The sequence below is a fragment of the Pseudomonas sp. Irchel 3A5 genome (assembly GCF_900187575.1).
Classification (GTDB): domain Bacteria; phylum Pseudomonadota; class Gammaproteobacteria; order Pseudomonadales; family Pseudomonadaceae; genus Aquipseudomonas; species Aquipseudomonas folii.
Genome location: NZ_FYDU01000010.1, coordinates 101,264 through 115,158 on the forward strand (window position 1 = coordinate 101,264; position 13,895 = coordinate 115,158).

15 protein-coding genes are annotated in these 13,895 nt (G+C 56.0%); 7 read left to right on the forward strand and 8 right to left on the reverse strand.

All coding sequences use genetic code 11. The annotated features are described in order from the left end of the window. Positions 1–33: 33 nt before the first annotated feature. Positions 34–1,392: a glutathione-disulfide reductase gene (gene gorA, locus CKW31_RS17805; RefSeq protein WP_095097838.1), complete on the reverse strand. Its 1,359-nt coding sequence runs from the start codon at positions 1,390–1,392 to the stop codon at positions 34–36. Between the two features lie 100 nt (positions 1,393–1,492). Further along, the gene (gene galU / locus CKW31_RS17810; RefSeq protein WP_095097841.1) at positions 1,493–2,326 is read right to left on the reverse strand and encodes a UTP--glucose-1-phosphate uridylyltransferase GalU; all 834 of its coding nucleotides are present in this window, start codon (positions 2,324–2,326) and stop codon (positions 1,493–1,495) included. Positions 2,327–2,707: 381 nt separating this feature from the next. Here galU and CKW31_RS29870 point away from each other — a divergent pair, with 381 nt between their 5' ends. Together CKW31_RS29870 and CKW31_RS17820 are read left to right on the forward strand one after the other, a co-directional pair. Continuing rightward, a complete protein-coding gene (locus tag CKW31_RS29870) occupies positions 2,708–2,884 on the forward strand; it encodes a hypothetical protein (RefSeq protein WP_176469911.1) in 177 nt (58 codons plus the stop codon). A 115-nt stretch (positions 2,885–2,999) separates the two neighbouring features. After that, on the forward strand, positions 3,000–3,281 hold the full coding sequence (locus tag CKW31_RS17820) for a hypothetical protein (protein ID WP_095097847.1): 282 nt from the start codon (positions 3,000–3,002) through the stop codon (positions 3,279–3,281). 6 nt (positions 3,282–3,287) lie between these two features. Here CKW31_RS17820 and CKW31_RS17825 read toward each other — a convergent pair whose 3' ends face one another. Beyond that, positions 3,288–3,638 (reverse strand): hypothetical protein, encoded by a 351-nt coding sequence (locus tag CKW31_RS17825; protein WP_095097850.1) that lies wholly within the window; start codon positions 3,636–3,638, stop codon positions 3,288–3,290. A 167-nt stretch (positions 3,639–3,805) separates the two neighbouring features. Between CKW31_RS17825 and CKW31_RS17830 the strand changes: the two genes are divergently transcribed. The 3 genes from CKW31_RS17830 to alkB all read left to right on the forward strand — a co-directional run bounded on the left by CKW31_RS17830 (position 3,806) and on the right by alkB (position 5,148). Further along, positions 3,806–4,111, forward strand: a complete 306-nt coding sequence (locus CKW31_RS17830) for a DUF1883 domain-containing protein (RefSeq protein ID WP_095097853.1) — start codon at positions 3,806–3,808, stop codon at positions 4,109–4,111. A 26-nt stretch (positions 4,112–4,137) separates the two neighbouring features. Then, complete coding sequence (locus tag CKW31_RS17835) at positions 4,138–4,320, forward strand: hypothetical protein (RefSeq protein WP_095097856.1); 183 nt, start codon at positions 4,138–4,140, stop codon at positions 4,318–4,320. Positions 4,321–4,470: 150 nt separating this feature from the next. Then, positions 4,471–5,148, forward strand: a complete 678-nt coding sequence (gene alkB, locus CKW31_RS17840; RefSeq protein ID WP_095097859.1) for a DNA oxidative demethylase AlkB — start codon at positions 4,471–4,473, stop codon at positions 5,146–5,148. 1 nt (position 5,149) lies between these two features. Here alkB and CKW31_RS17845 read toward each other — a convergent pair whose 3' ends face one another. The 4 genes from CKW31_RS17845 to gnd are packed head-to-tail and all read right to left on the reverse strand — an operon-like array spanning position 5,150 to position 10,325. Next, positions 5,150–6,967: a glycoside hydrolase family 15 protein gene (locus CKW31_RS17845; RefSeq protein ID WP_095097862.1), complete on the reverse strand. Its 1,818-nt coding sequence runs from the start codon at positions 6,965–6,967 to the stop codon at positions 5,150–5,152. A 37-nt stretch (positions 6,968–7,004) separates the two neighbouring features. Continuing rightward, entirely contained in the window at positions 7,005–7,823 is an 819-nt protein-coding gene (locus CKW31_RS17850; protein ID WP_095097865.1) for an HAD family hydrolase, read from the reverse strand. Then, positions 7,816–9,348 (reverse strand): glucose-6-phosphate dehydrogenase, encoded by a 1,533-nt coding sequence (zwf, locus tag CKW31_RS17855; protein WP_095097868.1) that lies wholly within the window; start codon positions 9,346–9,348, stop codon positions 7,816–7,818. Before zwf ends, CKW31_RS17850 begins: the two co-directional genes overlap by 8 nt. Further along, positions 9,348–10,325 (reverse strand): phosphogluconate dehydrogenase (NAD(+)-dependent, decarboxylating), encoded by a 978-nt coding sequence (gnd, locus tag CKW31_RS17860; RefSeq protein WP_095097871.1) that lies wholly within the window; start codon positions 10,323–10,325, stop codon positions 9,348–9,350. The genes zwf and gnd overlap by 1 nt, the downstream gene beginning before the upstream one ends. A 334-nt stretch (positions 10,326–10,659) precedes the next feature. Between gnd and CKW31_RS17865 the strand changes: the two genes are divergently transcribed. Continuing rightward, positions 10,660–10,833, forward strand: a complete 174-nt coding sequence (locus CKW31_RS17865) for a DUF6026 family protein (protein ID WP_095097874.1) — start codon at positions 10,660–10,662, stop codon at positions 10,831–10,833. 375 nt (positions 10,834–11,208) lie between these two features. On the opposite strand, the gene CKW31_RS17870 is transcribed toward CKW31_RS17865, so the two are convergent. Continuing rightward, positions 11,209–11,700, reverse strand: coding sequence for a GNAT family N-acetyltransferase (locus tag CKW31_RS17870; protein WP_095097877.1), 492 nt, complete (start codon positions 11,698–11,700; stop codon positions 11,209–11,211). A gap of 600 nt (positions 11,701–12,300) precedes the next feature. Here CKW31_RS17870 and glgA point away from each other — a divergent pair. Then, a complete protein-coding gene (glgA, locus tag CKW31_RS17875) occupies positions 12,301–13,890 on the forward strand; it encodes a glycogen synthase GlgA (protein ID WP_095097880.1) in 1,590 nt (529 codons plus the stop codon). Positions 13,891–13,895 lie beyond the last annotated feature (5 nt).

Genomic DNA, 13,895 nt, shown 5'->3' on the forward strand with positions numbered 1-13,895 from the left:
TCCCGGGCATCAAATCATGTGTACAACCAGTGCCTAACGATCCACCGGTGAGCGCATGGTGACGAACTCCTCAGCCAGTGTCGGGTGTACCCCGATCGTGTCGTCAAACTGGCGTTTGGTGGCACCGGCTTTCAGCGCAATAGCCAAGCCCTGGATAATCTCACCTGCCTCCGGACCGACCATATGGCAACCGAGTACCACATCTGTTTTGGCATCGACCACCAGCTTCATCAGCGTCCGCTCCTGATTATCGGTCAGCGTCAGCTTCATCGGGCGGAAGCTGCTTTCGAAGATGCGCACTTCATGCCCCGCCTTGCGGGCATCTTCTTCAGTCAGGCCGACAGTGCCAATATTGGGCAGGCTGAAAACGGCAGTTGGAATATGCGTGTATTCCACCGCCCGGTAATCTTCAGGCTTGAACAGACGTCGTGCTACAGCCATACCTTCAGCCAGCGCCACCGGCGTCAGCTGCACACGACCGATCACGTCACCGATGGCCAGAATCGACGGCTCGCTGCTTTGATAGTTTTCATCAACCTCGACAAAGCCTTTCTTATCGAGCTTGACGTTAACGTGCTCCAGCCCAAGGTTATCAAGCATGGGTCGACGCCCGGTAGCATAGAACACGCAGTCGGTGTTCACCTGCTGACCATTCTTGAGAAATAGCTGGAGACTGCCGTCGGCCAGCTTTTCGATGCGCTCGATGTCCGCATTGAATTGCACGTCCATGCCGCGCTTGGCCAGTTCCTCGTGCAGATGGGTGCGCACGCTGCCATCAAAACCGCGCAGAAACATCTCGCCGCGATACATCAGCGTGGTGTCGGCGCCAAGGCCATGGAAAATCGAGGCGAACTCGACCGCGATATACCCGCCTCCGACAACCACGATACGTTTTGGAAGCTGATTGAGATGAAACGCCTCGTTGGAGGTAATGGCGTGCTCGCGACCCGGGATATCCGGCATCTGCGGCCATCCGCCGGTGGCAATCAGAATATGTTCAGCGCTGTAGGTCTGGCCGTTGATTTCAACCTCGTGCGGCCCTTTGAGCGCGGCATGCCCTTCAAGCAACGTCACTCCACTGTTGACCAACAGGTTGCGATAAATGCCGTTGAGGTGCTGGATCTGGCGATCCTTGTTGGCAATCAGCGTTTGCCAATCAAAACCGGGCTCGCCCGTCGTCCAGCCAAAGCTTTTTGCCTGCTCGAAATCTTCAGCGTAATGCGCGCCGTAAACCAACAGCTTTTTCGGCACACAGCCTACGTTGACGCAAGTGCCGCCCAGGTAACGGCTCTCGGCCACTGCCACACGCGCACCAAAACCAGCAGCAAAACGTCCGGCGCGCACACCGCCGGAACCGGCACCGATTACAAAAAGGTCGAAGTCGTAAGCCATGCAAATCTCCTAAGCAGAGCTACAGCATATCAGCCAGAAACGACAAAGCCACCCGAAGGTGGCCTTGTCCTGCAAGCAAGTCTGAAAAGATCTCAGGTGCTTAGCTGCCTTTCTTGTAGAAGTGCTCGAAGCAGAAGTTGGTCGCTTCGATGTAGCCTTCGGCGCCGCCGCAGTCAAAGCGGGTGCCTTTGAATTTGTAAGCCAGCACGTTGCCTTCTGCAGCCTGCTTCATCAGAGCATCGGTGATCTGGATTTCGCCACCCTTGCCTGGCTCGGTCGCTTCGATTTTGGCGAAGATGTCCGGAGTCAGGATGTAACGACCAATGATCGCCAGGTTGGAAGGCGCATCTTCAGGCTTCGGCTTTTCAACCATGTCAGTGACGCGAAACAGGCCTGGCTTGATTTCTTCGCCCGCGATAACGCCATATTTCTGCGTTTCGTTGGCAGGGACTTCCTGAATTGCAACGATAGAGCAGCCATAGTGCTTGTGCAGCTTGACCATCTGCGCCAGGACGCCTTCGCCGTCGAGGTTGACGCAAAGGTCATCCGCCAGCACGACGGCAAATGCTTCGTTACCGATCAGCGGGCGGCCGCTGAGGATCGCGTGGCCCAAACCCTTCATTTCGGTCTGGCGAGTGTAGGAAAAGCTGCACTCGTCGATCAGCTTACGGATACCAACCAGGTATTTTTCCTTGTCGGTGCCCTTGATCTGGGTTTCCAGCTCGTAGCTGATGTCGAAATGGTCTTCCAGCGCGCGCTTGCCGCGACCGGTGACGATGGAGATTTCGTTAAGGCCTGCAGCAAGAGCTTCTTCCACGCCGTATTGGATCAGTGGCTTGTTGACCACTGGCAGCATCTCTTTAGGCATGGCTTTGGTCGCTGGCAAAAAGCGAGTGCCGTAACCGGCTGCGGGGAACAAGCATTTCTTGATCATAAAAGTCCTTTATAAGGGCTGTTGGCGTTAGCGGCGCAGTCTAATCAGGCGGCGATCACCTTACAATGGCACGCCTCTGGCCTTTCGATGCCATGGTAGAGGAATCCCCGAGCAGATAGTTCCGCTCGATTGTAGATTTAAAGAACATCAAAGCGTCGTTGAGTATCCGGTTTCGTACAAACCCCATCGACTTCCTACCTACGAAAAACCCCTGTTCTGATCAACAGATCCGGTCGTTTAAGCAAGTGCCCGAAACCCCATGCAAGCGTAGCCGAACGCGATTTGACGCGTAGGAATTATCTCAAGGCAAAGCGCAGGAGACAGCCACGCAACTGACGCTTTATGATGCGCACCTGCATAGCCAACCGCGAGACCGCTGCAATGTCACAAGTAAAAAACATAAATGGTTACCTGATCAAAAAACTCCAGGATGGCCAATGGTGGGCATGTTCGGCTGAAGGCGAAGCCATCGCGGGTCCATTTGCCAGCGAAGAGGCTGCTGTTGAAGTGGCAGCCGTCCTGCAGGATCAGCCAAAAGCTGCGCGCCGACGGACCTGAAAACAACCCCTGCTTGCGATGCATAGAATGATGTCGGAACGATGGCTCTCTAGATCAGTCATAGCACCAGAACCTTGAACCTACTCCCCCGCTTATCCTGAAGAAGTACAAAGACATGATCAGAGTTTTGTCCATTATTGCTGTACTGGGCCTTACTGGCTGTGCAACCGCTTCCAACACATACCTGAAAAACGGCAGACAGGGCTTGAACATCGATTGCTCGGGCGAAGCGATGTCATGGGCGAGCTGCTATGAAAAAGCAGATGCATCCTGCGCCGGGACCGGCTATGAAATCGTCGGTACCGACGGCACGCCACAGCCTCCCGAAAGCGACAAGACTCTCGGGGTCGACGTGGGCAACTACAAGAACCGCAGCGTGCTGGTTGTGTGCAAGTAAAGAGGCTTAACCCGAAATACAGAACGTCGCAGCATGCTGTACGTCTTTGGGCCGGATCGGCATATTGGACAACCGCTCGTAGACCTTGATCGTGCTGCCACCTGAGCGGTTTTCAACATCCAGAATCGCTGCAGGATCTTTGCTGAATTTCTGCGCAACGATTACCCGCAAGCCATCATGATGAGGCTCGATCAGCGGCGGCTTGCGGCTGTCAGCAATTTTGCCGACGAAACAGTCGGTGTATTCCTTCGGAGTTTTGCCAGACATCACGTTCATGGTCGCTGGGGAATGTTCGATATCTGCGACGGTGGCGCAGCCAGTCATCGCCAGAGCCAAAATTACGACAGCCAATTTCATACAATCCTCCCGGTAAAAGTCCTACGACAAGCCTGACGTGAATTAAATCCCGTATAAAGTCGTTTTTAGCGAGATGATTGCAATAAACCCTGAATCGCCGATAAATGCCGACCTGCACCATGTTATCGTTTTGATTTTCGAAAAAAGCCTTACCGCCGGAGACACCCATGAAATTCGTACACCAGCGCGAGCACCTCAATGAAGACGATCTGGTCGTCATTGAGTGTTCTCAGCTCTGCAACATCCGCCTGATGAATGACTCGAACTTCCGGACCTTCAAAAACGGTGGCCGTCATACCTATCACGGCGGTGCATTCGACAAGTTTCCGGCCAAAATCGCCGTTCCGAGCACTGGGTTCTGGAATATCACCATTGATACTGCCGGGCGCAAAATGGATACCAATGGTGGGCGCAAGACCAATTTCACGCATTCGATCAAAATCGTTCGTCGTTCGACGTCCCGACTGAGCTGATCAATACCCGCAAATCAGGAGCCAACGTGAACACGCCTGCCCCACGAACCACCAAATACGCAGTGAGCTACAAACTCAATGGCGAACGCCGCTTTGAATTCGCTCAATTACAGTCCGCATCTGCCGAAGAGGCAAGAAGCGCTCTGGAGAAGATGCACGGTGATAGCGGCGATGTCATTAGCGATGTGAAGGTCAGTAAGGCCCTGTGATTCCGCTACTGATCCAAGTGGCGCAAGATATTCAAGGGCGGTAAACACTGCACCTGTAGGCGCTGCCGAAGGCTGCGATGGCGGTGTATCAGAATGAATGCTTCGCAGCCTTTGGCAGCGCCTACGGCACTTTGAAGGAATCCCAATTCCATGAAGCGGCAAAGCACGACGCCGATCACCTTCGACCTGTTCGCTGAGGAGCCCATGCAAAGCAACCCCATGGAGCAGATCGGCCCTTGCTCATGGGTGTTGCGCGGGTTTGCGCTGGCGGATATTGAGCGCTTGTTGCCCGCCCTGGAAGACACGCTCAGCAAAGCCCCCTTCCGGCACATGGTGACGCCGGGTGGTTTCACCATGTCGGCAGCCTTGAGCAGTTGTGGCAGCTTTGGCTGGATGACTGATCGCAGCGGCTATCGCTACACCCCAACCGATCCGCAAACCCAACGCCCATGGCCGGAGATTCCCACGGCATTCATGGAACTGGCGCAGCGTGCCGCCCATGTCTGCGGTTTTCCGGGTTTTGCTCCCGACGCCTGCCTGATCAACCAGTACGTCCCTGGGGCAAAGATGTCCCTGCATCAGGACAAAGACGAAACGCACTACGAATGGCCGGTGGTTTCGGTTTCTCTAGGGTTGCCCGCGATCTTTCTCTTTGGCGGCCACCAGCGCAGTGACAAGACCCAACGCGTAGCGCTGCTGCATGGCGACGTCGTGGTCTGGGGTGGCGAAGACCGACTGCGCTTTCATGGTGTCCTGCCAATCAAGCCCGGTCATCATCCGTTGCTGGGCGAGCAACGAATCAACTTCACCTTCAGGCGCGCCTACTAGGCTAGCGGGCCGCAGGCTCATTGGCAGCGCGTGATTTGACGGGGCAAACCACCCGGTGCAGGTTAAGCGCGGTATTGATGATGCCTATATGGCTGAACGCCTGAGGGAAATTGCCCAGCATGCGCTTTTCCCGAGGGTCGTATTGCTCGGCGAGCAACCCCAGGTCATTACACAACCCACACAGACGATCGAACAACGCCGCGGCCTCCTCCTCACGGCCCATGAGCACGTAGACATCCGCGAGCCAGAACGAACACACCAGGAATGTCCCTTCATGACCGGCTACACCGTCAACGCTGCGCTCGGTGTCATAACGCAACAGAAGACCGTCCTGAATGAGATGCTTCTCGATGGCCGCAACCGTGCCAACCACTCGCGGATCATCGGCCGGTAGAAAACCGGTCAGCGCAATCTGCAGCAAACTGGCATCCAGCGCTGAGGAACCGTAGGTCTGGGTGAAACTGCCCACATTCGGATCGTAACCGTTGAGGCAGACATCCGCGTGAATTTCATCAGCGACCTTGCGGTAATGAACCGCCAGCGCCCGCTCTTCTTCGGTTTGTGCGGACTCCGCGAGCAGCTTCGAATTGCGGTCAAAGGCCACCCAGGTCATGACTTTGGAGTGGGTAAAATGGCGCGGCTCGGAACGAATCTCCCAGATGCCCTTGTCAGGCATGTGCCAGACTTTCTCCAGGAACGGCATTATCACGCGTGAAATCGCGATGCTGCGGGGCGGCCTGGGCAAACCACCTTTAATGGCCTGAATCATGGCGTCGGCGACTTCGCCATAGACATCCAGCTGCATCTGCGTAGCGGCACCGTTGCCGATCCGCACCGGGCGCGAGCCTTCGTAGCCATTGAGCCAAGGCAACTCGAACTCTGGCAGTCGTCTTTCACCCCCAAGCCCATACATGATCTGGATCTGCTCAGGATTACCCGCCACCGAGCGCATCAACCATTCGCGCCAGGCGGCCGCCTCCTCGAAGAAGCCGAGATTCATGAACGCCAGCAGCGTCATCGTCGCATCACGCAGCCAGCAGTACCGATAATCCCAGTTGCGTTCACCGCCCAGTTGTTCGGGCAGCGACGTGGTGACCGCCGCGACAATACCGCCCGTAGGCTGATAGGTCATTGCCTTCAAGGTAATCAACGAGCGTTTGACCTGCTGCGTCCAAGGTCCGACGTCAGGACAGCGCTCGGAAAATTCAAGCCAGAAATATTCGGTCTCGGCCAGCGCCGATTCAGCGTCGATGGCGTCATGGAGGCCTTCAAAGGACGCCTGATGGGTCAGGACAAACGCTTCGCGCTGACCTTCAGCAATCTGGAAATGGCAGCCGGTGTGATGATCAAATGCGCGCAAGGGTTCAGGGGCACGCAGCACCAGCATTTCCGGGCCTGCCACCGCTGTCAGCGTCTTCCCGCCCTTGTTTTCGACCCATGGCACACTGCTGCCGTAGTCAAAGCGAATCGCAAGGTCCATTTCGAAAGACACTTGCCCACTCAGACCGACGACCATCCTGACCACATGGCTACCCTCGCCCGGCGGCATGAAGTCAATGAGCATGGCGCGCCCGGTAGCGGTTTCGAACAGCGTTTCAAGAATCAGGGTGCCCTCCCGATAACGCCGCTCGGTGCTGATCAAAGGCTCATTGGGGGCAAGCTTCCAGCGTCCGTTATCGACGTCACCCAAGAGCGCGGCAAAACAGGCCGGTGAATCAAATCGCGGGAAACACAGCCAGTCCAGCGAGCCATCTCGGGCGACGAGCGCGGCCGTTTTGCAATTGCCGAGCAATGCGTAGTCTTCGATCAATGCAGCCATGAACAGCTTCCATCATCGGGGGAACATCAACTGCCGTTCAGCGCGGCAGCATGTAGCGCTCAATGGCGCTGGCGACTCCATCTTCCTGATTACTGCCGGTAACGACATCGGCCTGATCGCGAACGCTCTCCTCAGCCTGCCCCATGGCAACTGAAAACCCGGCTTTAAGGAACATCGCGACATCGTTGCCGCCATCACCGATGGCAGCGGTATGAGCCATATCGACGCCCAACTGCCCGGCTAGCGTGACCAGTGCATTGCCTTTGTTGGCATCCAGTGCAGTCACATCCAGATAGTAAAGCTGCGAACGTGCGGCGAAGGCCTGACCAGCAATCATCGGGTTGAGGGTTGTTTCGAGCTGCTTCAGGAGTTCGAAATCGGTACTGGCGGCGACGATCTTGTCGACGCGATCCAGCCACGGCTCGAAGCTTTCAACCTGAACCGGTTCATAACCGAGCGTCGTACGTTCGTGCTCGACGTAATCCCCCTGCGGATCGATCAGGAACCACTGATCATCGGCGAATACCCAAACAGCTACGGCATATCCGGAGAACAGCTCGATGCATGTCCGTGCGGCGACCGGGTCAATGCGATAGGCAACCAGAACGCTGCCGTCCGGGGCAACGATATTTGCACCGTTAAAGCCTGCGGTCGGCAGATCCACGCCCAGGGCTTCGATCTGTTCGCGCATGGCACGCGGCGGACGACTGCTGGCCACGGTGAACAGGATTCCGGCATCGCGCAATCTGGCAACCGCGTCGACAGTCGCCTGGCTCAAGCTGTGGTCGGGACGCAATAAAGTCCCATCGATATCGGAAAGTACGAAGCGAACTTGCGGTGTCTGTACTTCAGGCATTGATATCCCGCCATTCTCGACCGTCTTTGCCCAGCAATGCATCCGCAGAAGCAGGTCCATCGCCCCCTGCGGGATACAGCTCGACCTGAGGATTTTTCTGCCAGGCATCCAGGAAGGGCTGCACAGCACGCCAACCGTTTTCAATATTGTCGGCACGCTGGAACAGGGTCTGGTCACCGGTCAGGCAGTCATAGATCAAGGTTTCATAGCCCGTCGATGGCTGCATCTCGAAGAAGTCTTTGTATTCAAAGCCCAGTTCAATATCTTCCATCTGCAAGGTCGGCCCGGGCCGCTTGGCGTACAGATCAAACCACATGCCTTCATTGGGCTGGATATGGATGCGCAGGTAATTAGGCTTGATACGGTCGACTTCGGTGTCGCGAAACTGCGCATAAGGCGCAGGCTTGAAGCAAATCGCAATCTCGGTGCTGCGCGTGCTCATGCGCTTGCCGGTCCGCAAGTAAAACGGCACGCCGACCCAGCGCCAGTTATCGATCATGACCTTGAGCGCCACGTAGGTTTCAGTGGTACTGGCCGGATCAACTTTGTTTTCCTGGCGATAACCCGGCACATCAGAACCCTCTCTGCTGCCTTCCGAGTACTGACCGCGCACGGAGTTGGCCAGTGCCTCCTCTTCAGACCACGGACGAATCGCGCCGATGACCTTCGCCTTCTCGCCGCGAACCGCATCGGCACCAAAAGCTGCCGGAGGCTCCATGGCGACCATGGCCAGCAGCTGGAACAGGTGATTAGGCACCATGTCCCGCAATGCACCGGTGTTTTCGTAAAAACTGCCACGTGTCTCCACCCCCACCGTCTCGGCGGCAGTGATCTGAACGTGATCGATGTAGTGATTGTTCCAGAAGGATTCGAACAGGGCGTTGGAAAAGCGGCTGACCAGAATGTTCTGTACCGTTTCTTTGCCCAGGTAGTGATCAATACGGTAGATCTGCTTCTCGGTCATGACCTTGAGCAAGCATTCATTGAGTGCGACAGCGCTGGGCAAGTCCGAGCCAAAAGGCTTTTCGATGACTACCCGGCGAAACTGGCCGGCCGCTTCATTGAGCAGGCCCGAAGACCCGAGGCGCGTGGCAACCTCACTGAAGAAGCGCGGCGCGGTTGCCAGATAGAACACCGCATTGCCGGTACCGGTACTTTTGATTTTGCCGGCGATATCGCCGTAGGTGGAGTCATCAAGGAAGTCGCCCTGTACATAGCTGATCCGGCCAGCCAGTTTGCTCCACAGCTCGGGATCCAGAGGATCCTTACCGTCATCAGCAACCTTGCTGGCTGCTTCCTGACGAATAAAATCCTCGAGCTTTTTCGCAAAATCCGCATCGCTGATCGCGTTGTGGTCAACGCCGACGATGTACAGGTTTTCATCAACCAGACCGTCCCTGCTCAGGTTGTACAGCGCCGGCATCAGCAGGCGCTTTACAAGGTCCCCATGGGCACCGAACAGGAACAGCGTGGTAGGTGGCGCAACTTCAGGCGTTTGCCGGGTATTGCTGCGCGATAGCCCCATTATTTAGGACCTTCCTTGTGGCCGCCGAAGCCAAAGCGCATTGCCGAGAGCATCTTGTCTGCGTAAGAGCTCTTCTGACGCGAACGGAAACGGGCAAACAGCGCACTGGAAAGCACCGGGACAGGAACGGCCTGCTCCATGGCAGCCTCGATCGTCCAGCGCCCTTCACCGCTATCCGCCACAGCACCGGAATAAGCGTCCAGTTGCGGATCAGTTGCCAGCGCATCGGCAGTCAGGTCCAGCAGCCAGGAGGAGACTACGCTGCCGCGACGCCAGACTTCGGCGATATCAGCCATGTTCAGATCGAAGCGTTGCTCGACGGGGAGGTTTTCCGAGTTCTTCTGCTTGAGGATATCGAAGCCTTCGGCAAAGGCCTGCATCATGCCGTACTCGATACCGTTGTGAATCATCTTCACGAAGTGACCTGATCCGGCCGGACCTGCGTGAATGTAACCGCGCTCCGCACGGTCATCGGCAGAATTGCGGCCCTTGGTGCGCTCGACCGAACCCATGCCTGGGGCCAGGGTCGCGAAAAGCGGATCGAGGCGCGTGACTACGTCAGCTTCGCCACCAATCATCATGCAATAGCCGCGCTCAAGGCCCCATACGCCGCCGGACGTGCCCACGTCGACGTAATGCAGCCCCTTGGCCGTCAGCGCCTGAGCACGACGAACGTCGTCTTTATAGAAGGTGTTGCCGCCGTCAATGATCACGTCGTCTGCATCAAGCAGATCACTCAGGACATTGATGGTTTCTTCAGTTGGCTCACCTGCTGGAAGCATGACCCAGATGGCGCGCGGCTTGTCCATGGCGGCTACCAGCGCGGGCAAATCGGCTACCGCAGTCGACCCTTCCTTGGCGAGGGCGCTGCGAGACGCTTCATCACGGTCGTAAACCACGGTGGTGTGGCCATTGAGCATGAGGCGTCTTGCAATATTGCCGCCCATGCGGCCCAGTCCGATGATTCCAAGTTGCATGCTGGTGCTCCGTAATTCGCGATAAAACAAAAAAATGTTACCTCATTGTACAGCTCACTTCGTTGTGAGCCAGCCATGAGCATGATTTTTAAAGCTGCAGATTCGCGCAAACCCAGTCACTGCGGGGCCTACAGGGTGGCTAATGGACACCACCATAAAAACAGGCACAATCACGAACAAGAAACGTTCGCGACCCTCCAAAATAAAAAAGTTCCATTTTTGCGCAAAAGAAATCAGAATTGTGGCCGATAGAGAGGTAAGCAGAGGCGAGTCGGGGATCGATAGTCATTTGCCAGGACCTTTCATGTTGAATCCGCCATTTGCGAGGTGAGCAATGGGCACTGTACTACCGGCAACCGCACCACAAACTCTCTATGTCACTATCCGTCGTGACGAACTGCGCCAGCTTAGAGAAGAGCGCGAACAGTTGCTGAGCAAGGTCGCTCATTTGAGCCTCATGCTGCAACAATCCCAGCTGATGATCAGCAGCAACGCCCTTCAAGCCTGAGCCCCATACACTCGTTGCCTCCGAGCAACGCAGCATGACGAATAGCGGCAAGCCCTATCAGTCGGCTTGCCCCTGGCAGCACCCTCCTCCGAATTCCTTTGTTATCTATCTTAAGAACCACTCTAAATTCGAGTTTCAACACAGCAACGCCTGCTGGAATTGAAACGTATTCTGCAGGAGTGTCCCATTTTTGCTGGGCAAGAACGCGGTATCAGGGACACAGGAGTCTCCTACAAGGCTGGCGCTTTACATGAGACAGTGCGGCACCCCCTGAGAACCACTCGTTTCCAGGTTTGGCTTCTGGGGAGCTCTACCTCAAAATCTCCGACCAGACACTCTTATCTAACGTTAAACCCCGGTGAAGGTTTACCGCGATTAAAGCGTCTTCTGCCAGAACATGGCCTTGCCCATCTGCGGGTCCAGTTCATAGCCGGCAAAGCCAAGTTTTCGATAGGCACCCTGAGCAATAAGATTGCCCTCCAGCACTTCGAGGGTCAGCTTGCAGCAGCCACGCTGGCGGGCGATTTCTTCGACTTTCGCCAGCATCTTCTGGCTGATACCCAAACCGCGATACTGGCCCAGCACTGCAACATCGTGAATGTTGACCAGTGGCCGACACTGGAAGGTTGAAAAACCTTCGAAGCAATTGACCAGCCCTACCGGCTCGCCAGCGATGAATGCCAGGACGCTGAATGCATGGGGGCGCTTGGCCAGTTCGATGGCCAGTTGTTGTTGGGCATCAAGCGATAATGATGTACCACCTCCCATGACATCTTCAGCGTACTGATTGAGCATGAAGCCGATCGCTTGCGCATGCACCGGATTGGTGTAGCTGGCTTGCAGTACCAAAACTTCAGGGCTATCCATTACATCCTCTATACAACTGCATAATCATGAATGTGCCGGACTCGAATCGAGCCGGTTAGCCGATTCTATATCGCCGCACATGAAAATGTTTCGGATTGAGATCAGGAAATACCCACGGTTGCCCCATGAAATAGCGCCATACGCACCAATAAAAGGCCGAGGTCGTCGTAGGAGATTATTTCTGCCCTATGCAGGCTCCTCCCATCCCCGCGTCTTAAGCCTGAACGCGCTATCGTCCAACAATCCGACGGCCGGTCATTCGCCTGCCCCATGGTGTTTTTTATCGCTCTAACATAGCGCAGTGCGGCATTTCGCCACACATAACGGGTGATCTCACCCCCCTGTAATCAGGCTCTGAAGCCCAGACCAGACATTTCCCACAAAAAAAGTCGAAACTTTCCAATGAACGCACAGGTCATCTGATAACAGCGCCTATGCTGATGGCTGAGCCTGCACTTTTTAGCAATACCTGTCTGTCCGTGAAGAACGCAAACAGTAAATGGGTACTGATCTTGCGTAGTGCTTGTGTGTCCGGCCATAGGACATGGCCAATAACAAATCTGATGCAGTACCGATACTGTATTGAATGGGGAGAAATCGATGATTAGCGCCGCTGTCAAAACCCAGAAGGGAGAGAGTTTTAACCAGCCGGCCAGCGAGCTGACTCATCTGCCGGTCTTCGCTACGACGAGCGTTCCAATGCTGCAACTGCCTGCCGCTACACAGCCCATGATCGTGTCGAGCAACAGACGTAAAGTCCTGTTTGTGACTTCCGAGCTGGCTGACCTGGTGAAAACCGGGGGACTGGGTGATGTTTCTGCCGCGCTGCCGCGAGCCATGCGCCACCTGCACGACGTCCGCGTGCTGATTCCCGGCTACCCGCAAGTCCTTAACAGTGGCAATCCAATTCATGTCATCAGCCAATTGGGTGGCCATGCAGCGCTGCCGCCTTGCAAGATTGGCCGGATGGACATGAAGGACGGCCTGGTGATTTATGTACTGATCTGCCCGGAATTGTATGAGCGCGAAGGTACGCCTTACGCCGACAATCAGGGACGTGACTGGTCCGACAACCATATTCGTTTTGCCCGTCTGGGCCTGGCTGCCGCTGAATTCGCGGCGGGCGCGGTAAAAACCCAGTGGAGTCCCGAGCTGGTTCACGCGCACGACTGGCCTGCGGGTCTGGCTCCCGCTTACATGAAGTGGCGCGGACAGACTACACCGACCATTTTCACCATTCACAACCTGGCTTATCAAGGCACTGTCAGCACCGCGTCTGCCCGCGAACTGGGCATTCCGGATGAAGCGTTGAGCGCCGAAGGCATGGAGTTCTACGGCAAGCTTTCCTTCATCAAGGCGGGTATGGCTTACGCCAGCCACATCACCACGGTCAGCGCGACCTATGCCAAGGAAATCACCACCCCCGAGTTCGGTTGCGGTCTGGAAGGTTTCCTGCAGCATAAAGCCAATCGCGGTCAGCTCAGCGGTATCCCGAACGGCATTGACGCCAGTTGGGACGCAGCCACTGACGAGCATTTGATTTGCCACTTCGCGCCGAATGAATGGCAGCGCAAGGAAATCAACGCCGACCACGTACGTGAATTGTTCGAGCTTGAGCCGTCCAGTGGCCCGCTGTTCGCAGTCGTTTCGCGTCTGGTCTACCAGAAGGGTCTGGACCTGACCATCGGTGTTGCCGAACACATCGTCAACAATGGTGGCCAGATCGCAATCATCGGTCGCGGGGAGCCAGAAGAAGAAGACGCCATGCGCGCTTTGGCAGAACGCTTCCCCGGGAAAATAGGTGTCCGTATCGGCTTCAACGAAACCGATGCCCGCCGCATGTTTGCAGGCAGTGACTTCCTGTTGATGCCGTCGCGTTACGAACCGTGCGGTCTGAGCCAGATGTACGCTCAGCGTTTCGGCTCTCTGCCGGTCGCCCGCAACACCGGCGGCCTCGCTGACACCATTGAAGACGGCGTGACAGGCTTCCTGTTCAACGAGTCAACGGTCGAAAGCTACAAAGAAGCATTGAACCGCGCCTTCAAGGTGTTCTCCAATCCTTCACTGATCAACGCCATGCGTTGCCGGGCAATGGCAGCCCCGTTTAACTGGCACCAAGCGGTAGAGCCTTACGCAGAGCTCTATCAGGACCTGTTGAAAAAGAACGTGGGTGCCGCACTTCATTATTGATTAAG

Bases quoted from the DNA above. Each gene is read 5' to 3' on its own strand.
- gorA (WP_095097838.1), bottom strand. From the start codon at position 1,392: ATGGCTTACGACTTCGACCTTTTTGTAATCGGTGCCGGTTCCGGCGGT.
- galU (WP_095097841.1), bottom strand. From the start codon at position 2,326: ATGATCAAGAAATGCTTGTTCCCCGCAGCCGGTTACGGCACTCGCTTT.
- CKW31_RS29870 (WP_176469911.1), top strand. From the start codon at position 2,708: ATGTCACAAGTAAAAAACATAAATGGTTACCTGATCAAAAAACTCCAG.
- CKW31_RS17820 (WP_095097847.1), top strand. From the start codon at position 3,000: ATGATCAGAGTTTTGTCCATTATTGCTGTACTGGGCCTTACTGGCTGT.
- CKW31_RS17825 (WP_095097850.1), bottom strand. From the start codon at position 3,638: ATGAAATTGGCTGTCGTAATTTTGGCTCTGGCGATGACTGGCTGCGCC.
- CKW31_RS17830 (WP_095097853.1), top strand. From the start codon at position 3,806: ATGAAATTCGTACACCAGCGCGAGCACCTCAATGAAGACGATCTGGTC.
- alkB (WP_095097859.1), top strand. From the start codon at position 4,471: ATGAAGCGGCAAAGCACGACGCCGATCACCTTCGACCTGTTCGCTGAG.
- CKW31_RS17845 (WP_095097862.1), bottom strand. From the start codon at position 6,967: ATGGCTGCATTGATCGAAGACTACGCATTGCTCGGCAATTGCAAAACG.
- CKW31_RS17850 (WP_095097865.1), bottom strand. From the start codon at position 7,823: ATGCCTGAAGTACAGACACCGCAAGTTCGCTTCGTACTTTCCGATATC.
- zwf (WP_095097868.1), bottom strand. From the start codon at position 9,348: ATGGGGCTATCGCGCAGCAATACCCGGCAAACGCCTGAAGTTGCGCCA.
- gnd (WP_095097871.1), bottom strand. From the start codon at position 10,325: ATGCAACTTGGAATCATCGGACTGGGCCGCATGGGCGGCAATATTGCA.
- CKW31_RS17865 (WP_095097874.1), top strand. From the start codon at position 10,660: ATGGGCACTGTACTACCGGCAACCGCACCACAAACTCTCTATGTCACT.
- CKW31_RS17870 (WP_095097877.1), bottom strand. From the start codon at position 11,700: ATGGATAGCCCTGAAGTTTTGGTACTGCAAGCCAGCTACACCAATCCG.
- glgA (WP_095097880.1), top strand. From the start codon at position 12,301: ATGATTAGCGCCGCTGTCAAAACCCAGAAGGGAGAGAGTTTTAACCAG.